17 protein-coding genes are annotated in these 19,590 nt (G+C 48.6%); 2 read left to right on the forward strand and 15 right to left on the reverse strand.

The features are described from left to right. Window positions 1-722: 722 nt before the first annotated feature. Together AC3ITG_RS31940 and AC3ITG_RS31945 are read right to left on the reverse strand one after the other, a co-directional pair. Entirely contained in the window at window positions 723-1,313 is a 591-nt protein-coding gene (locus AC3ITG_RS31940; protein ID WP_341128200.1) for a YdeI/OmpD-associated family protein, read from the reverse strand. After that, complete coding sequence (locus AC3ITG_RS31945) at window positions 1,289-2,230, reverse strand: alpha/beta fold hydrolase (RefSeq protein WP_489252447.1); 942 nt, start codon at window positions 2,228-2,230, stop codon at window positions 1,289-1,291. The genes AC3ITG_RS31940 and AC3ITG_RS31945 overlap by 25 nt, the downstream gene beginning before the upstream one ends. Before the next feature lie 99 nt (window positions 2,231-2,329). Between AC3ITG_RS31945 and AC3ITG_RS31950 the strand changes: the two genes are divergently transcribed. Then, complete coding sequence (locus tag AC3ITG_RS31950; RefSeq protein WP_489252448.1) at window positions 2,330-3,241, forward strand: helix-turn-helix transcriptional regulator; 912 nt, start codon at window positions 2,330-2,332, stop codon at window positions 3,239-3,241. Window positions 3,242-3,292: 51 nt separating this feature from the next. Here the strand turns inward: AC3ITG_RS31950 and rlmH are convergent, their stop codons facing one another. The 4 genes from rlmH to AC3ITG_RS31970 all read right to left on the reverse strand — a co-directional run bounded on the left by rlmH (window position 3,293) and on the right by AC3ITG_RS31970 (window position 6,665). Then, window positions 3,293-3,772, reverse strand: a complete 480-nt coding sequence (rlmH, locus tag AC3ITG_RS31955; protein ID WP_489252449.1) for a 23S rRNA (pseudouridine(1915)-N(3))-methyltransferase RlmH — start codon at window positions 3,770-3,772, stop codon at window positions 3,293-3,295. Between the two features lie 296 nt (window positions 3,773-4,068). After that, window positions 4,069-4,236, reverse strand: coding sequence for a CxxH/CxxC protein (locus AC3ITG_RS31960; RefSeq protein ID WP_063870633.1), 168 nt, complete (start codon window positions 4,234-4,236; stop codon window positions 4,069-4,071). Window positions 4,237-4,566: 330 nt separating this feature from the next. Further along, window positions 4,567-5,088: a hypothetical protein gene (locus tag AC3ITG_RS31965; protein ID WP_489252450.1), complete on the reverse strand. Its 522-nt coding sequence runs from the start codon at window positions 5,086-5,088 to the stop codon at window positions 4,567-4,569. Window positions 5,089-5,387: 299 nt separating this feature from the next. After that, a complete protein-coding gene (locus tag AC3ITG_RS31970) occupies window positions 5,388-6,665 on the reverse strand; it encodes a S1C family serine protease (protein ID WP_489252451.1) in 1,278 nt (425 codons plus the stop codon). 729 nt (window positions 6,666-7,394) lie between these two features. On the opposite strand from AC3ITG_RS31970, the gene AC3ITG_RS31975 reads away from it, so the two are divergent. Continuing rightward, a complete protein-coding gene (locus tag AC3ITG_RS31975) occupies window positions 7,395-7,607 on the forward strand; it encodes a hypothetical protein (protein WP_053781978.1) in 213 nt (70 codons plus the stop codon). On the opposite strand, the gene AC3ITG_RS31980 is transcribed toward AC3ITG_RS31975, so the two are convergent. The 9 genes from AC3ITG_RS31980 to dnaB all read right to left on the reverse strand — a co-directional run bounded on the left by AC3ITG_RS31980 (window position 7,576) and on the right by dnaB (window position 19,590). Continuing rightward, window positions 7,576-8,382 carry an MBL fold metallo-hydrolase gene (locus tag AC3ITG_RS31980; protein ID WP_489252452.1) on the reverse strand — a complete coding sequence of 269 codons (807 nt, stop codon included), beginning with the start codon at window positions 8,380-8,382 and terminating at the stop codon, window positions 7,576-7,578. The genes AC3ITG_RS31975 and AC3ITG_RS31980 overlap by 32 nt on opposite strands. A 6-nt stretch (window positions 8,383-8,388) precedes the next feature. Continuing rightward, complete coding sequence (yycI, locus tag AC3ITG_RS31985; RefSeq protein ID WP_247900076.1) at window positions 8,389-9,132, reverse strand: two-component system regulatory protein YycI; 744 nt, start codon at window positions 9,130-9,132, stop codon at window positions 8,389-8,391. 270 nt (window positions 9,133-9,402) lie between these two features. Further along, window positions 9,403-10,683, reverse strand: a complete 1,281-nt coding sequence (locus AC3ITG_RS31990; protein ID WP_413373909.1) for a YycH family regulatory protein — start codon at window positions 10,681-10,683, stop codon at window positions 9,403-9,405. Beyond that, window positions 10,667-12,517 carry a cell wall metabolism sensor histidine kinase WalK gene (gene walK / locus AC3ITG_RS31995; protein ID WP_489252453.1) on the reverse strand — a complete coding sequence of 617 codons (1,851 nt, stop codon included), beginning with the start codon at window positions 12,515-12,517 and terminating at the stop codon, window positions 10,667-10,669. Before walK ends, AC3ITG_RS31990 begins: the two co-directional genes overlap by 17 nt. Then, window positions 12,517-13,239 carry a response regulator YycF gene (yycF, locus tag AC3ITG_RS32000; protein ID WP_062327757.1) on the reverse strand — a complete coding sequence of 241 codons (723 nt, stop codon included), beginning with the start codon at window positions 13,237-13,239 and terminating at the stop codon, window positions 12,517-12,519. The genes walK and yycF overlap by 1 nt, the downstream gene beginning before the upstream one ends. A gap of 276 nt (window positions 13,240-13,515) precedes the next feature. Then, entirely contained in the window at window positions 13,516-15,048 is a 1,533-nt protein-coding gene (locus AC3ITG_RS32005; protein ID WP_413373907.1) for a peptidoglycan DD-metalloendopeptidase family protein, read from the reverse strand. A gap of 438 nt (window positions 15,049-15,486) precedes the next feature. Beyond that, the gene (locus AC3ITG_RS32010) at window positions 15,487-16,272 is read right to left on the reverse strand and encodes a hypothetical protein (RefSeq protein ID WP_489252454.1); all 786 of its coding nucleotides are present in this window, start codon (window positions 16,270-16,272) and stop codon (window positions 15,487-15,489) included. A 226-nt stretch (window positions 16,273-16,498) separates the two neighbouring features. Continuing rightward, entirely contained in the window at window positions 16,499-17,785 is a 1,287-nt protein-coding gene (locus AC3ITG_RS32015; protein WP_489252455.1) for an adenylosuccinate synthase, read from the reverse strand. 443 nt (window positions 17,786-18,228) lie between these two features. Next, window positions 18,229-19,590 carry a replicative DNA helicase gene (gene dnaB / locus AC3ITG_RS32020; protein WP_053781970.1) on the reverse strand — a complete coding sequence of 454 codons (1,362 nt, stop codon included), beginning with the start codon at window positions 19,588-19,590 and terminating at the stop codon, window positions 18,229-18,231.

Raw genomic sequence — 19,590 nt, forward strand, 5'->3', positions numbered from 1 at the left:
CAACATTAGTGTCATCATTAATGCTTTTGAAGTAATTCCACAGCAACATTTTCTCAAGAGCATCTTACTGGATTGGAACAGAACATAGAGCGATGCTTTTCTTTCCGCCTGTTCAATTATTGCAGTATTTCTGCTTTGTTAGTTATACGCCTTTTCCTTGCGTGAAGTAAAAAACAAACGGCACGGGGCTTTCCCATGCCGTTTTGAATTCCATTTTTATTCCCGTTCTTACCTTTGAGCTTAACTTAATGACATTGCCTGTTTGGGTGTCCTTATTGTTTTTCTAAGTTTTGCTTGCTAAGCGACTCTATTCAGCATCATTCTGCTCTTCCAGCCATCTCAAAATCGCTTGGTTTGTTTCTTCCGGCTTTTCTTGCTGGATCCAATGACCGCAATCCAGATTGACCACTTCCGCATTAGGCACGAACTTTGTCAGGTTTTCAGACCTCTGGACCGTATCCCGGTCACCATAGATCATGAGGGTCGGCTGTACCATAAAAATGAAGAGGATTGCGATTTTGGATGAGCTGTTTCATCCCTTCTTCATTTAGCGATTTGATTTATGCCTCGCATTTAAAACGTTCTGACTTTTGATGAGAATTAAACCCTAATTGATTGAGAAATACAGTAGCTCCTCTCTCCTAAAGATCAGGGAAACAATAGACCAAGATTTATGCAGTACCAAAAATCCTTTTAACGATTCTTTTGTTATTTATATTTCCTTATTCTGTAATATATTTTTTGCAATGTTGAAATTTTAGCCCTTCTTCAGATGAAGCGATCAATATTCCAAGCCTTCTTAATCGTGTTTCTTCTTTCTTGGCGCTCATTACCCACCAGATAGAATCTCTTTTATAGGATGGTGATAAATTAGTGAAGAATAGCCAGGCTGTTTGATTTGCCTTGATTTGTTCTTCATATTCTTTGGCAAGTTCCACGTTTCTTTGTTCAGAGGAATAGCCTTGTGCATCGGTTCTGTTGTTAAAGACGTGCATTCCTTCTGGTCTCATCTTTCCAAGCTGTATTAGTGCTTTTACCTTCTTTACGTTCACAGCACTCCATACACTATTTACTTTGCGCGGAGTAAAGCGAATCTTATAGCTTTGTTTATCAATTGTTTTTCGTATACCGTCAATCCACCCAAAACAAAGAGCGGCATCTACTGATGCAGACCAAGTAAGGCTTGCACGCCCTGTACTTATCCCAAAATAGCCCACCCAAATTTCACTAGCTTCAGCATGATGTTCTTCTAACCAATCGTTAAACTCTTCTTGGTTGTTGAAAAAAACTACATCTCCCATTGTTCCAGCCATTTTAAAATCGCTTGGTTTGTTTCTTTCGGCTTTTCTTCCTGGATCCAATGACCGCAATCCAGATTGACCACTTCCACATTGGGCACGAACTTTGTCAGGTTTTCAGACTTCGCAACCACATCCCGGTCGCCGTAGATCATGAGGGTCGGCTGCTGGATGATTGGGTTCACTTTCGCCAATAAGCGCCAGTTGCGGTCAAGGTTCCTGTACCAATTTATGCTGCCCGTGAACCCTGATGTTTCAAAAGCGGAGACGTAAACGGCCAGCTCGCTTTCGCTCAATACGGGCTCACCGAGCGGTGTTTCTGCTCTGGCGAGATTGATCAACGCCATACCTGGCTCAGGTGCTCTGAGAGGCTCGTTCTTCCGGTACAGGTTGCGAAGGAACCTGTATGTATTGTCTTCGAATACGGCGTCCGCGACGCCTGGCTGTCGATTGAAGTGGACGAAATAGAAATCGCCGCCAAGTATTTCTTCCATGAACTCGATCCAGGGTTTTTCTCCGCGCTCTTGGTAAGGCAAGCTCAGATTTATCACTTTATTGACGCGGTTTGGATGCAACAAGGTCAGTCCCCAAACGACGAATGCACCCCAGTCATGACCGACAAAGGTAGCGTCCTCGTATCCATAGTGATCGAGAAGCGCGATGAGATCACCCGACAAGTGTTCAATGTCATAGTCTGTTACTTCGGTCGGACGGGATGAGTTGCCGTAACCCCGCTGGTTGGGGACGATAACATGGTAGCCCGCTGCGGCAAGTGCGTCCATCTGATGGCGCCAAGAAAAGGCATGCTCTGGCCAGCCGTGGCAGAGTACAATAGGTTTTCCTGCGTTTTCTCGGCCTGCTTCAAACACTTCGAGTTCCACACCGTTGGCTGAAATAAGGGTGGGCTTGGGAAAATCGGTTGGATTAAACATTGAATTAAAACCTCCTTCTTGTGATACTTGTAGTATAATGGATAAAAGGTGACATCTAGGTGTCACCTTTCTGAAATCATGTAAAAAAAGAGGGCAATTATGGACAAAGTGGAGAGACTCATTTCGATTATCATGATATTGCTGAAAAAAGAGGTTGTTTCTACAACGGAATTCTCACAACTATTCAATGTCTCCAAAAGAACGATCCTTCGCGATATGGAAACATTGAGCTTATCGAACATCCCGATCTACTCTGTCAATGGGGTCAAAGGGGGCTACGGCATAATGGATGAATACAAGGTTGATAAACGCCTTTTAAGCAGCTCCGATTTACAGAATATATTAACTGCGCTCGGCGGATTGGAACAAATCCTCCGTGCTGAAGAAGTTGAAAGAACGATAAAAAAAATAGAGGCAATGGTTAGTCCATTGTCTCTAAATCGTTCCATTCAACTGTCGTTTTATGATTGGGAAGGTCGGTCCGAGATTCTTGAAACCTTAAAGACATGTCAAGAATCCATTTCAAAAAAGAGGCTGGTTTCGTTTGATTATACAGATAAGGACGGGGCTGTAACGAATAGAATGGTCGAGCCCTATGAGCTGCATTTTAGCGAATCGAGTTGGTACTTGAAAGGATTCTGTTTACATCGACAGGGATATCGAACTTTCAAGTTATCTCGGATCGATCATATTACTATGGATGAACGCGCGTTTCATCCTAGAGACGATTGGTCAGAGCAAGCACATGAAGCAAATTATCTACCTGAATTCGTCACGATTAAGGCCTGGATATCGCCTAGCATAAAAGATCAAATCATCGAAAGGTATGGTCGAAGAAGTATTGAAGACCATAGTTCTGGATTTTTATTAGCAACCATTTATGTCCCACAAAATCGTATGGGATTTCAACTTTTAGCAAGCTTCGGCACTCATCTAAAAGTTGTAGAGCCCAAAACCTATGTTGAAGACTTTCGAAATTATTTATATCAAATGATGGAGAACTATTCCTGATATATTTAGCATTAAAGCTTCAAGCTTCAACCTTCAACTCAACTTTTCGCCCTATTTATGGTACGGTTCATTCCGATTGATCTTCACCGCCCGATAAATCTGCTCCACCAGCACCAGCCGCATCAACTGGTGCGGAAGGGTCATGCGCCCGAAGCTCAAGCGCTGCTTCGCGCGGCGCAGCACCTCATCGGAGAGCCCATGGCTTCCTCCGATGACAAACACGACATGGCTCGTCCCATAGGTGCCGAGCTTGTCGATCTCCATAGCCAGCTCCTCGGAACTCCAGAGCTGGCCATCCAATGCGAGCGCAACGACATGTGCCTCGCTCTTCACATGCGCGAGGATGCGTTCACCCTCGCGCTCCTTCACCACCCGCACCTCAGCTTCGCTCAGGGTGTCGGGCGCCTTTTCGTCTGCGACCTCGATCATCTGAAACTTGATGTACGGGGCGAGCCGCTTGGCATATTCCTGAATGCCCAGCGTCAAATATTTTTCCTTCAGTTTGCCTACACCAATAATCTGAATCAACATGAAGATTCATTCCTCCTAATCGTCCTGCGAGATAATCTATAAGTAAGATGCTTCAGCGCATCGTTTGTTCCAATATTAAAAGCTAACGAACTCCACACACCTTATCTAGCCCCATTTCGGCTCCTTTAAAATCTAAAGAATCCGAGACACGCTATTACAGGCATAACACGCCAAAAAAACAAAAAGAGCGCTCCGACACGCTCTCTTTGCTCCTTACCTGTGATGTTCATACCGGATGGCAGGCGAGCGAGTGCATCCATGACAGACGCGCCAACTGCGGATGCCTACACAGTACGCTAGACGACCAGATACTCGGCCTTTTGTTCGCACTCGGCGCACTTCGCAGGCGGGTCCCAATCGGCAAATTCCGTCTCCTTCAGATCAACGATATCCGGAGCGTCCTCATACTCATCAACAAACATGTCGATGGCGATGTCCACGTGTTCTTTGCATACAACGTACATCCGTTCAAGCATCCTTTCTGTATCCAGCTATGCTCCCGATTCACAACCGCTTATCCATACAGGATAGCCACTTCTCTGTTCTATCACACCTGCCGCGGAAAAGAAACCCCTAGCCCCCATTTATCGTGTCCAACTTCCACCAATCCTCTCATTTCAGCACAAACAAAACCAAAAAAGCGTCACTTCTCGACACCCGGTTGGCATCCCAAAGTAACACTTCTCCAATTCCGAATCTATCCCACTCATTCGTTACTATTCAGATTACCGCACATATGAGAGTGAGAGCCATCGTCCTGTTTGTATTCAATCCACCCTCAATGGATATCGATCTTACTCCAGCCCCGACTGCGCCTTTGTCAGCAGCTTGCCACCCTGGAATGCGATTACTGCATTGGATACCGAACTCCCGGTGCCTTTATAATTGTAGACCACCATATTTTCCGCCTCGCTCAATGCCTCGCCTTCACCGCCAAGGATGTCGATAACTTCCTCTACAGCCATGCCAACCTCTAGCTTTTCATACTGGGCAAACGTAATCAGCACCCCATCTCCCTTTCCAGCCGATCCGTTGTTTCCCGAGCCAACCGAAGCTTTGCCGCCAGGCTCATTGACCGCAATCACGGTGGTGCTTAGCTCCTCCAGCTTCTTCTCCAGATCCGCGATCTTTTTGTTCTGCTCATTATTCTTCTCACTCTGGTCCGCAAGCTTCTTCTCCAGACCTGTAATCTGCTCCTGTAAACCACTAACATCAGCAGTCCCTGACGGGGACACCTCAGAAGTACATGCGGACAAAACAAACAGTGCAGATACCAGACTTGTTCCCCCCAACATGGTTTTCGTCAACCGTTTCATTGAATTAACCCCTTCCACTCTAAGTTCAGAATACAGATCGACAAACAGATGTTACTCGCAGAGCCGCACATCATCAACACATTCCCAACAGTTTACCATAGCTGGAACCCTTTATAACAGAGACTTTGGCTCTGGTCCTAACCTATCGTTGGGAAACGACAAAATCTCCCCTGTAACCTCATGAATTTGGTTTATATGTAAATCAAGATTAGTGCAATAAAAAAGAGCGGATCAACGAGTTGATCGACTCTCTGTTATTACCCTATTTCTGTGTGCCATGTACATGAAAGCAATTCCCTTTACTCCGGTTTATCCGTCAGCTTCACCGACACCTTCTCGGCGTTGCCATCCCGGTAAAAGGTGATTTCAATCGTATCGCCGATCTTCTTCTTATCGTACAGATATTTCCGCAGATCAAGCGTAGAGGTAATTTTTTGCCCATCAAATTCCGTAATGACATCATTCAGCTTCATGCCCGCATCAGATGCCGGACCGGACGCTTCTAACACGACCACACCGCTATCTACGTGGGATGGTAGCTTCAGATCTTTGCGCTGCTCGTCATCTAGTGGGGCGTACGGATTACTCAGATCGACGGTATATACGCCCAGATATGGACGAGATACTTTGCCATTCAGCAGCAGGGAATCGACCGTTTTCATCACTTCGTTCATCGGAATCGCAAAGCCGAGGCCTTCAACGCCTGTATCCGAGATCTTCATCGTGTTGATTCCGACCAATTTGCCGTTCAGATCGGCCAGTGCCCCGCCACTGTTGCCTTCGTTAATCGCCGCATCCGTCTGGATCACGTTTTGTTCCCAGTCATACACACCGTCCTGATTAATGGATACCGGCAATATCCGATCTGTGTAGCTCACAATACCGGATGTCAGCGTACCGCCCAGACCGAGCGGATTCCCGATCGCCAGCACCGTTTGACCGCGCTGAAGTTTGCTGGAATCACCAAGCTCTGCGGCTGGACCGATGCCCTTATCATCTTGCACAGACAATACCGCAATGTCACTCACCCGGTCTTTACCCACCAGCTTCGCCTTATGCGTTTCCCCGTCCACCGTTACAATCTCCAGATCACTCGCACCTTCCACAACGTGATGGTTGGTCATGATGTAAGCTTTGCCATCTTCCTTTTTGAAAATGACCCCTGATCCCAACGCCGAATCTTCCATCGACAGGCTGCTGCCCGTCTTATGGTTCACGATGCTCACCACGGAAGGGCGAACCTTCGCCGCTGCCTGGATAATCCGGTCGTACGGATCAGCCGCCTGTGCTGTCGGTGTACCGCCTCCGCCGTTCCCTGCAGCGTTCACCAGAGGTAATGATGCAGGCTGCATGATAAAGCTGAACAGCGTAACGGTCACGATGGAGCTGATTACCGAACTGATCACGGCTACCTTGACCGTGGAGCTAAAGCCCGAGCGTGACTTGCGTGGATTCTGCCAGCGGTCCCGTCCCTTGCCCCTGCCTCCAGGGCGAATGATCTGAAGTTTACCTTTCTGTTCAGGTTCGGCGCGTCTTGATACTTTGGTTGAATAAAAATCGTCTCCAAACAATCCCATCGTGATCCTCTCCCCTTCGTTGTCACGCATCAAGACCCTGACTGCCGCCCTATCGTTTTCGCATAGCCAACGATGGTGTTCTCACATAGCCCACTCCGCCGACAGACGAACCTTCCGATCGCTGTTACTCACAAATTTTCTTGATTACCCTCTAATAAGGTGAAAATTCGTTCATAAAGGCGAGCACTCCGTTTCTTCAGGTTCCTTCTGCCGTCTCCGTTACGTGAAGACCCCAACGGTTTTCCATGCTTTCTTGCATGTTTTAAAAATCGTTTTGCATATCGCTGCCATCCCCACTAACTCGGAATGAAGCGTCTATGTACAACAGAACGGACATCCCATTCTGCCTGTGACTCTATCAGAAATGCTCTCGCATTCTACGACATGCCTTTTGCGCGCAAAACAGCCTCTACTATAAAAGCTCCTTATATACTAAACACGCCAAATCTTAAAAAGTTGCATAATTACGAAGATTAACGGAAATTTCCGCTATAACGCGCTTAACAATAAAGGTCCATAGTATCTATCACCACAAAATCCGGTTCGCTAAGCGCGATTTTGCCTATTCCCGTGAACTTTTTCATCTTCTTAAGCAAAATGCGCCCCTGGTTCAGCATACACGTCCCTTACGTGTAATTATAGCGGCAAAAAGAGGAATGTTTTCCATCAAGCCTGACTACAATAATAGTAAAAGACAATTCGAAGCTTCATAGAAGGAGGATTCACATTATGGATCGCACGCGTACACTCACAGCCATGGATGAAGTTCATATGGCGGCCAAGCTGGCCGATCTCAAGGAAGAGCATTACCGCAATACCCTTGCCCTAAGCACGATTATTGAACTGCTCGTCGACAAAGGCATTCTGACCCGCGAGGAAGTGGAGCGCAAAGCTACCGAACTCGACAGCTTTATGGCTCACCCACCCTATCCCATGGCGTAGGCCGATCATAATACGTATCACAGAGCTTGAACTCATGATCTCGATAAAAGCAACCACGGCTCTCCATCGCATCACGCACGGTCATTTTCGCCAAGTCCATCATATTATGATCCCGGCTCAAATGTGCCAGATACGTGCGCTTGATGCGTCCGTTCATCAGTTCACTGAGCGCAGCTCCCGCCGCTTCGTTCGACAAATGCCCAATGTCGCTCAGAATGCGGCGCTTAGTGTTCCATGGATACCGCCCCATGCGCAGCAATTCGACATCATGATTCGCCTCCAGCACAAGTACATCCGAATCGGAGATCGCATCGCGAACCTTGTCGCTCATATATCCGAGATCGGTCGCGACGGACAACTTCTCACTGCCATCGTCGAATGTGTACCCTACTGGCTCCGCCGCATCATGGGAGATGCCGAAGGATTCCACACGCAGGGAGCCAAAATCATGCTTTTCCCCCGTCTCAAATACCCTCCGATTTTCCTCTGGAATCGCCCCAACGGACTTCTTCAGTGCCGCCCACGTATTCGTATTTGCATAGATTGGTAAATTATATTTCCGAGACATCGCGCCTAGTCCTTTAATGTGATCGGAATGTTCATGTGTAACCAGAATCCCGTCCAGCTCCGTTCCCGAAATCTCCCGTTCCAGGAACAGTGCCTCCAGCCGCTTCGCACTGAGACCTGCATCAATCATGAGGGACGTGCCCCCATGCTGTATAACCGTGGCATTACCTGTCGAACCGCTGGATAACACGGTAAAATAAATCCCCATAACGCATTACTCCCCTGGTTTGTCTGTCTTGGGACTGAATACATCCCCACTGATGCCCTGCACGTACAACACTTCGCCACTTTCCAGCACGAACCGCCATGCCGGCATCGCCACCTGCATATCTGAATTGAACAACTGGCCATAATAGCCCAACTGAATATCTTTGACAATCGCATCATTTGGCAAAAAGTTCTCGATCAGTGTACCCAGCGCCTTCGACGCCGGAAGCACCTGCTGATCGCTTTCCTCCGCTGTCGTAATCCGCACCGGAGTCTGACGGTAACCCGTAATTTTCTGATCGCTGTAGAATAGCTCCAGACTAACATTGAAGAGCGGCCATTTGCCATCCACCAACGGATGAAGCACAAATGCCCCATCCTCCGCCATCAGCTGATCCCATCGATACGTACCGATCTGGGGAATCTCGTCCTGTAGTGCATCCTCCAGCTCGCTTTGCGAGAAGATCAGCTTACTGTCCACAGGCTTTTCCAATTCAACCTCAATGCCTGCCTTGTTATCTTCAATGAACTCATACGATAGCTTCGGCAGCTTCGGCGTCTCATTCGGAATAGGAGCCAGCACCTGAATGCCCTTTTCCTCCATCGCCTGCTGTGTATTATCCGCCAGCGAGGTGAAGTCCAGATTGGCTCCGGCCGTCTCCCGCGCATCCATCCAGATCTGGTATCCCAGCACCAGATTGAGCAGCAGGAAGGCATAGATCAACACATTTTTCGCCCGTCCCCAATCCAAAACATTCACCTCCATCATTTGATAATTACGACTACTATCACACTTACCACTCCGTGGCCAGAACAACCTTCCGATCGCTGTTATCCCCAGATTTCTTGATTCCCTTTTCCTAAGGGAGAAATCCGGAGATAAAGGCGAAGCCTATGCTTCCGAAGTAGCTTTCTTTCAGAAAGCTTGTAGCTTCGCTTCTTCAGGTTTTTTCTGCCCCCCCGTTAACGTGTGATCTTAAATCCCACCAGGATATCAAATGACTTCATATCCTATAACCCATCAAGAAACGGTGGTTTCCTCCCCGTTTCCAAAGCGGATTACCCATACCGGGATCAGCTTCAGCCCATCCTCAATGCTGGATGGACGGTACGCCGGATACACGTCTACGACCTTACGGTTGGTACCCGCCACCTTCTGGATGAGCGCCTTCAGCTTGTCCCCTCCGGGCAGGGTGACCGATTTCTTCGTCTCCGCCCCTTCGTTCAGATATTCGAGCGAACGTTCATAGCTGGATACCGTTTCCTGCTGCATCTCCATGCTGATCGTGCCGAACCGGAACTGCATCGAGTCCATAATCGGGAAGCTGCTGTAATATTGTTGGAACTGGAGCTTCGTCTTCGTATCGGTAGTGTCCAGCATCATGCGCGAACGACCTTTCCAGCCGCCATGCTGATTCACAAAATCAACCGCGGACAGCGCATCCTTCGCTGCATCAATCTGTCCCGCAGGTGGTGCCGCCGGATCGGTGTAGCTAATCCAGCGCTGTTCTTGCTTCACTTGCAGACTGCGCTTGCTGTCTGTATAGATCTCCGATCCATCCTTTTCCCGAATGTTTCGGGTCATACTTGGATCAAAGAATAGGCTTCGCTGCATCTGCTCAACAGTGAACTGGCCTGTAGGCACGTCAGCCTCAATCGTTTCCAGTGCTTCAGCCGGGATATAATATCCGCCGTCCATCAGCGTATAAGGTGTCCAGCTGCTACCGAAGTCGACATGCTGCTGCACGTCCTGTACTGTCAGATCCGCCTGTGTCGCCTCGTAGACCACATCACCTTTGGCGCTGAAGAACAGTGCGTGAGCCTTTGTTTCATTTTTGGCCGTATAGATCGAGATCCGGTTAATCGTTTCCCCCTGGAATAAGGAGTCTGTCCCGAGCCGCATCACGCGCTGTAACAACGCTACAGGGATGCCTTCCTTGAACGACAGCTCAAAGCCAGGATTCTCCTTACGAATCTGACCCCAGTTGACCGATTGCACACTCCGACGCTGGAAATCATCAAATGTACGCCCCTGCAACCGTGAATAGATCAACTGATAGAACGTATTACCCGGATAAAACACCGTATGTTTGTCCTCTCCCAGATGAATAACCATCTGATCCGGGAAAATTAAATCTTCAATATTGCGTTCCTGGCCCATATTCTCGGTCTTTACATAGTTCGTCTCTGACGTCACAATCGAATCGCCTCCACCGGGCAAACGATAGATCAGGAAGTAACTTTGTACCAAACTGGCAACGACGAGGGAAGCAAGCACCAGAGATTTAATCCGCTCTTTCAAGGTGCTCACCTCCTTCCTCACGCATGGGCACTGTGAACGTTACCGTTGTCCCCACGTCCACTTCGGACTCCAGTGAGATATTGCCATCATGGGCCTTCACAATTTCCCGGGCAATGGACAATCCAAGCCCTGTGCCGCCCATACTGCGGGAGCGAGCCTTGTCTACCCGATAAAACCGTTCAAAAATGCGATCCAGATCCCGCTGTGGAATCCCCATCCCCGTATCGGTCACTGATATGGCGAGAGTATGATCATCATTGCGTCTGGCTGCGATTGTAATCGTGCCACCTTCAAGCGTGTATTTCAGCGCGTTGGACACGACATTATCGAGCACCTGGTCAATTTGGTCCCGATCCAGCGGAACCGCTGGAATTCCGTTCTCCACAGAAAGCACAGGTTGAATATCCTTCTGATGCATCTGGAACGAAAAACGGTCCGATACTTCTTCCAACATCTCCATGATGTCGGTTGGCTGTTTGCGCAGCATCGCTTCCTTAGAATCGAGCCTGGACAGATGCAGCAAATCCGTAACCAAGCGAATCATACGCTCCGTCTCATTCTGGATTACTCCAACGAATCGTCCGGCGAGCTGCGGATCTTCCAGAGCCCCATCATCCAGCGCTTCTGCGTAGCTCTTAATGGTAGTCAGCGGTGTACGCAGCTCATGAGAGACATTCGCCACGAATTCACGTCGTGATGCTTCCAGTTCTTCCTGCTCCGTAACGTCCTGAAGCACAGCGATCGTACCCGTAATGCCCAGTTCACGACGATGAACCGGTGTAAACGTCATGCGAATGACAACGGGATCTTCTTGTCCCGCAGGTGCAATCTGGAGCAACGTCGAACCTGTAAAGCCACTGGCTAACGCTTCAGCATCTTCCGGATCAATGCCGAGCAATACGGCAAAATGCCTTCCTTCAATGTCCGCCGGACGCATGCCCAGAATGCTGCTTGCACGGCGGTTCACCAGAATGACTTTGCCATATTCGTCCGTTGCGACCACGCCATCGCTCATATTGGTCAGAATGGACGTGAGCTTCTCCTTCTCCTCTTCGTTCTGGGAGAGTGCATCCCTGAGCCTGCTGGTCATATAGTTGAATGCCCGACTGAGCTGTCCAATCTCGTCCGTTCCGAATACAGGCGTCTGCTGATCGAAGTTGCCTTCCGCGACCGCCGTCGCCCTTCGGGTAACTTCCTTGATAGGCTGCGTAATCGTATGTGACAGAATGACACCAAGCACTGCGGTTAATACCAAAGCAATCAAAATGCCGGAGATAAAAATCTTGTTAATGCCCTCCATTGTGGCATATAACTCATTCATCGAGGCAGCGATGTAGACCGCGCCGATAATCTTGCCGCCGGACAGCACCGGCTTGGCAACGACCTTTTTGCGAACATTATCCTCGTCCACGATATATTCCTCATTGTCCCGAATGCCTTGCAGCGCACGGCTGACAACGGTTTGGGTGTTTTTGCGTCCAACATAGTCCGAATGTGAACTTAGCGAGGTGGTCAGCACTTTGCCGCTGGCATCCAGCACCTGAATCTCGGCGCCGTTAATGTTGAACAGGTTGTTAACCAACACACGCAGGTTTTCCGTTTTGTCCTCGCCAGCCTCGGCTTCTCCACCAGCCATCGTCTCCCCTACAAGCACAGAGAGCATCTCAGCCCGTGCCTGCAAATCCTCAGTGAAGTTGCTGGTCAGCGAGTTCTTCATCGCACTTACAAAATAAACGCCGATCAATTGCATCGCAATCAGAATCAGCAGTACATAGATAATAATCAGTTTCGCCTGAATCGTTCGAAAGAACGAAAATCGAGAGAAACGCCCCATTATATCCCCACGCTTTTGGGACTGCGTACGAGATAACCCAGCCCGCGGCGAGTCAGAATCGTTTCCGGTTTGCTCGGGTTCTCCTCAATCTTCTCACGCAGACGACGAATCGTAACATCAACGGTACGTACATCCCCGAAATATTCATATCCCCATACCGCCTGCAGCAGATGTTCACGTGTCATTACCTTGCCGGAATGCTTCGCCATATAATAGAGAAGTTCGTACTCACGGTGGGTCAGATCCAGCGGTTCGCCGCCTTTGTAAGCTGTATACATGTCCATATCAAACGCCAGATCAAATAAACGCATGACCTGTTTCTCTTCGTCTTCCGGCGCTTCAGCCGTGATGGCAGGCTTCTGCCGTCTGCGCATCTGTGCTTTCACCCGGGCGAGCAGCTCGCGCGTACTGAAAGGCTTCGTCACGTAATCATCCGCGCCCAGCTCCAGACCGAGCACCTTATCGATCTCGCCATCCTTTGCGGTCAGCATAATGATCGGCATCTCCAGATGGGCACGCACCTCGCGGCACACATCCATACCATCCTTACCTGGCAGCATCAGGTCCAGCAGCATCAGATCCGGCTTCTCGGATAACGCCAATTCAACCGCACGAATGCCATCAAAAGCGCAGATGACCTCGTACCCCTCTTTTTCCAAATTAAACTTCAGAATGTCCGCAATGGGCTGTTCATCGTCCACCACCAAAATCTTCCCCTGCATCGGCTGTCTTCACCCCTATATCCTGCTTGATCCGCCTGAGCGGTCTATCTCTCTTATATTCAGCTTGTATCAAAGCCTCGTTGAACTTATTTCTAGCTCGTTCTTTGACTATAGTCTATATCATATGGCTCGTTGCCTATAGTCTATAGTTTAACATACCTGAAGCACCGTCACATCCCGATCAGGGCCAATGTGCAGCCCAAACTGAAAAATTTTTACAGCAGCAAAAAACAAGGCCAGCATCAACTGCCAACCTTGCCCTCGATTGCGATATAACTAGTTCAAGTATGTCAACGGATTTTCCACCGTTCCGTTCTTGATAATCTCGAAATGCAGATGCGTTCCGGTCGAACGGCCCGTATTACCCATTACGCCGATGCTCTCACCTTTTTCAACGACTTGTCCAACCTTAACACCAATGCTGTTCAAGTGCCCATAAAGCGTTTCGTATCCATTACGATGGTTAATAATAATAACATTGCCATAACCACTCTTCTGTCCTGCAAAAGTAATCACGCCCTCATCAGACGCTTTCACGTCCCGGTTACCGACAAGATCGACACCTTTGTGCTGGCGACCCCAGCGTTGTCCAAAGCTGCTGCTCATCGTAGCGTTGGATACCGGCCAAGCAAATTCTCCTGTACCTTCACCGACCACTTTGGTTCCACTCAGGACCACTTCAGTAACCGCTGCTTTGATGACTTCCTGGCCAAGCCATTCCTCCTGAACGACTTCACCGTTTTCTTTCGTTATCCGATATTGCATGCTTTTCAGACCGCTTTGACCTGGACGCACCACTTTTGTTGTGCCTGCTTTGAGCTCAGCACTTTTGCGTACTTCCACCTGCGGTTTAATTTCAATCTGTTCAACCACCTGCTCAACTGATTTAACAGTAACGGCTGGCTTTGGTACCGTCAACGTAAGCTCGTCCCCAATTTGCAGCGACGTTTCTTTGACGCCCGGATTATGTTTGCGAATCTCGCTTTGCGTAATTTCGTATTTGGCAGCAATGGAAGAGATCGTATCTCCTTCACGCACGACATAAGTTACAGGCGCGTCTTTACCAACGGTTAAAGCTTCAACCGCCTCGGACACATCCCATATTTTGTTTGGATCAGCCTTTACCACATCTGTCGCTACATCTTCCTTGATGCCCACCGACTTCAGCGTAGTACTCGGTCCCTCGGCTTTTTTCGATGAGTTTGCCGATACCGACTTCGTCTTGAGCGAACTGCGCACAGCCGATGCCGATATGTACTTGTTCTGCACTTGTTCCAGAATCGCGTCTGCTGTTGCCTGATCCTTCACAATGCCGATCACTTCACCGTCTACCTTGAGCTCTACACCCTTGGCATAGGCGGTAAGCATGTCGCCGAGCTTGTCCAGCGTCTCATCGCTGTTCACTACGGGCTTGTATGCTTTAATGGTTTCGGTCGTGATACCGTCTGTGTTCAGCACCATTTCCGCTTCTGGATATTTATTTTGGAATTCCTCGGTTTTGTCTGCAAATAATTTCTGTAATTGCGCCTCATCCGTGATGGTGCCAATCTCATTTCCTTTAACCATCACTTTATAATATGGGACGGTGTTTGCAGCAACGTATTGTTTGCCTGCGAATCCGATCGATGCAGCGATGAATAAACCACATGCTGCTGTAATGATCCATTTGCGCGAGGCCAGAACGCGCTTTTTGTTACCACTGAAGTTGGACATGCTCATGTTGTTTTTGTCTTCGGCCGTCCGGTGTTCCCCGGATTGTTCGTGTTCCCGGTTCTTGCCCGGTTGGCGTATGCCTCTGAAACCTTTCATGATTCTCTCCTTTTCAGCACTTCTCAGTTCGCATTTCTGTCAAGACATCACCCAATGTGTCTGTCCCATGCTTGTCGATATTTGTATTCGGGTGTCCGCAAATCAGGACTTTAGCTGCGCTCGTAAAAGTGTCAAAATTTTAACCTTTTATCACACCCGTATACTTTAACACAGGTTTTACACTCATTTCAACTGTACACGTCATAGCGCAAAGCCGCGCTACGCTTGGTTTTCCTGTATTATCCATAAGATGGCAGATCTATATTCTTCCCCGTAACACCTCTACTTCAGGTATACTATGTACTTTTGATCATTTTTTAAGACTAGGTTCTAAGACCCACTGAAATGTGTTTTCTTTTTCATAAAAATACAAACTAAACATCCCTCGCCAGATCATCTCTGGTGAGGGATTTCGTTAAACTCTTGCATAAACTTAGTTTATTCCGCCTGAAGGACTTCCATCAGATTATCGTATTCTTCGCTCGTCAGATACTTGGAGATCACCTGCTCAATATCACGCAGCTCCTGCTCAGTCAGGCCGCCTTCCATAGCGCCTGAGATTTGCTGCATCTCTTTCTGGGGCAACTTGTTCATCAGCAAGCTGAATATCTTTTCTTTTTCCTCCAACGGCAGCTTGTCTTTCTTGCCTGTGATGTCATCCGGAGATACAACAATCTCATCATTCCCTGAAGAAGGCGTGCCATTGGAATTCGTTCCTGATCCGTTGCCCGATGCTGTACTGTTGCCTGTTGTTGTCCCTGAATCGGTACCGGCATTTGTACCAGCATCTGCGTCTGTCCCCGCGGCTGAGCTGCCCCCTGGGCTTGATCCCGTAGCGGAGGAGTCCGTTCCTGAGCCTGCTCCTTGACCCTCGTCTGATCCCGTACCCTGTCCTGAGCTGTTGCCTGTATTCGCGCCTGTTTCTCCATTTTCTGTTCCATTGCCCATGACAGATATCGCATCTTCTGGAACGTGTTCCTCCTCCGCTCCTGCCGGCTGATCTGTCGTGCCCGTTCCAGGCTTCTTCTCTTCACCGGACTTACCACCTAATGCACCCTGAAACATGGCCGTTAACCCCATGGGCTGGCCTTCCCACTGAATATTGAAACTCGCCAGCAGTGATTTTACATATGACTGAACGATTAATCCGGTTGTCAGCAGGGTCAGTGAACTGACCAGCATCACGGTAAGCAATATTTTAATGAACCATTGAAGCAACTTCATTCCCGTTCTCTCCCTCCGTTTTCCGACCCCATATCACATTCGATGTTTCAGGATCTATGAGTCTACTGTTAACCAGTATTGACGGAAATCCGGGGATTATATCAGGAAGGCATGCGAAAAACCCCAGCCATCGCTATTTAAGCGATAACTGGGGCTCTATGATGCCTGTATAAGCATATCATTTAGATGGACGTTTAACTTCGTATTGCCTAGTTAACCTAGTTGCTTATTCGTAGATAGGAAGAACCTGATTCGTTTGCTCACGGTTACGGCCTACAGAGAAGATCGCAATTGGAATGCCTGTCAGTTCGGAAACACGTTTCACATAGTTCTGTGTGTTCACAGGCAGGTCTTCCAGTTTCTTCGCCGAAGTGATATCTTCGCTCCAGCCTGGAAGCTCTTCGTATACCGCTTCACATTCTGCCAGCATTTTCAGGCTTGCCGGATAGTGAGTGATAACCTCGCCGCGGAATTTGTATCCTGTGCAGATTTTCACCGTTTCCAGACCTGTCATTACATCCAGGGAGTTCAGGGACAGACCCGTAATTCCGCTAACACGACGAGCGTGGCGAACAACAACACTGTCGAACCAGCCGACACGACGCGGACGTCCCGTTACAGTACCGTACTCATGTCCGGTCTCACGAATTTGGTCACCGATCGCATCATGCAATTCTGTCGGGAAAGGACCATCTCCTACACGTGTTGTATAGGCTTTAGCCACACCGATAACCTGCTGAATACGAGCTGGGCCAACGCCAGAACCGATACATACGCCGCCTGCAGACGGATTGGATGAAGTAACGAATGGATAAGTACCTTGGTCAAGATCCAACATAACGCCTTGTGCGCCTTCGAACAATACTTTTTTGTCCTCATCGATGTATTCATTGAGCACAACTGATGTATCACGCACATAAGGACGCAGAATTTCTGCATATCCCAGGTAATCTTTCAGAATTTCTTCTACATCTACAGACTCGCCGCCATAGACCTGCTCGATTACACGGTTTTTTTCTTTTACCAAATGACGCAGTTTCAGTTCGAACTCTTCCGCATCAAGCAGATCAACCATACGAATACCGATACGGGCTGATTTGTCCATGTAACATGGGCCAATTCCCTTGCCTGTTGTACCGATTTTGTTCGGGCCTTTGCTCTCTTCTTCCAATGCATCCAATACCATGTGATATGGCAGGATGATGTGTGCGCGTTCGCTGATGGACAGGTTTTTGGTCGTAAAGTCATTGTCATGAATATAGTTAATTTCTTCGATGAGTGCCTTCGGGTTAATAACCATACCGTTACCAATTACACATGCTTTGTCTGTGTAGAAGATACCCGATGGAATCATCGTCAATTTATATTTTTTGTTATCGATCAGAATCGTGTGTCCTGCATTGTTACCGCCTTGGTAACGAGCAACCACGTCTGCGGATTCCGCCAAATAATCCGTAATCTTGCCTTTACCTTCGTCTCCCCATTGCGTTCCCACTACAACTACCGTTGACATAGTACATACCTCCGTGGGTGCCTTGCGCACCTTTGTATTGGTCTGTCCGTCCTCTATCTCGGCAGGAATTTGAAGTGAAATTACCAGCGGAGAAGCGTGCTAACGGACAGTGAAAATCCCCCTCTGTTTACATCCAAGGGAAGGTTTTCGCTGCTTTAACGCAGCAGTACTAGTGTACCAGTCCCTTTTTTCAAAGTCAAATCAAATGGCGAACAATTAGATATAGTCAAACTCTAATGTTCGGAATTGACTCAATAATGCGACGCAAAAAACCGGCGAAGCCAGTCAAAGCTTGCTTGACGGCTAACCCCGGTTATACGCTACGCTTTCAAATCCAACGCTATATGTCGTATTCACAACGTATTTATGAGTTCATATGATCTAATGGTTGATGCCGGGACAGACGATTTCACTTCCTTATCGAAGCAGTCTGTGCCTGTCCCCTACATGGCAAAGGCATCATTATGTGCCCGCTCGTAATTAACGAATTTATTAAAGTTTTTCAGGAAGACCAGTTCCACCGTACCTACCGGACCATTACGCTGTTTGGCGATAATAATCTCGATAATGTTTTTCTTCTCGGTCTCCTGGTTATAGTAGTCATCCCGGTACAGGAACGCTACGATGTCGGCATCTTGCTCAATCGAACCCGATTCCCGCAAGTCACTCATCATCGGACGTTTATCCTGACGTTGCTCTACACCCCGACTCAGCTGAGACAAGGCAATAACCGGAACTTCCAGTTCCCGGCCAATCTGTTTCAGGGTACGTGAGATCTCGGATACCTCTTGTTGACGGTTCTCGCCGGCTTTACCGCGTCCACTAATCAGTTGAAGGTAGTCGATCAGAATCATGCCAAGACCTTTCTCTTTCTTGAGACGACGGCATTTAGCACGAATATCAGCTACGGTAATCCCTGGCGTATCATCGATATAGATGTTGGCTTCATTCAAGGCTGCAATGCCCATCGTCAGCTTCTGCCAGTCTTCATCACCCTTGAAATCACCCATACGCATAACGCTGGCATCCAGATTGGCCTCTGCACAGATCATACGCTGTACGAGCTGTGCGGCTGACATCTCCAGACTGAATATCGCAACCGTCTCCTGCGCCCGAATGGCTACGTTCTGGGCGATATTCAGGGCGAAGGCGGTCTTACCTACAGATGGACGTGCCGCTACAATAATCAAGTCACTCCGCTGGAATCCGGCGGTCATCTTGTCCAGATCGATGAACCCCGACGGAATGCCGGTTGTGGTGCCCTTGTTCTGATGCAGCGTCTCCACACGGTCGAATACTTCCATCAGTACATCCTGAATGGCTATAAAACCGCTACTGGAACGTCGGTTGGAAATCTCCAGAATGCGCCGCTCTGCTTCTCCAAGCATAGCCGCGACATCCTCACCACCCGTGTATCCTTCACTCACAATCTGCGTAGCCGTACGAATCAGGCGACGCAGCATGGATTTCTCTTCGATAATCTGGGCGTAATAATCCACGTTCGCGGCAGTCGGAACACCATGAGCCAGCTTCGCCAGATAACTGACGCCGCCGATGTCCTCGAGCTCGCCTTTATCCTTCAGCAGCGAAGTCAGTGTCACGAGGTCAATCGGTTGATTTCCCTCGCCAAGCTGGATCATCGCTTCAAAAATTAATTGATGGGGTTTATCATAGAAATCCTCGGTTTGCACCCGTTCCATCGCTGTGATCAGGGCTTCGCCCTGCAACAGGATTGCACCCAGCACGGCCTGTTCGGCTTCCAGGTTCTGTGGGGGAATCCGGTCGAATAACATTTCGCCGCCCAT

This window comes from Paenibacillus sp. GL_099_B (genome assembly GCF_057835695.1).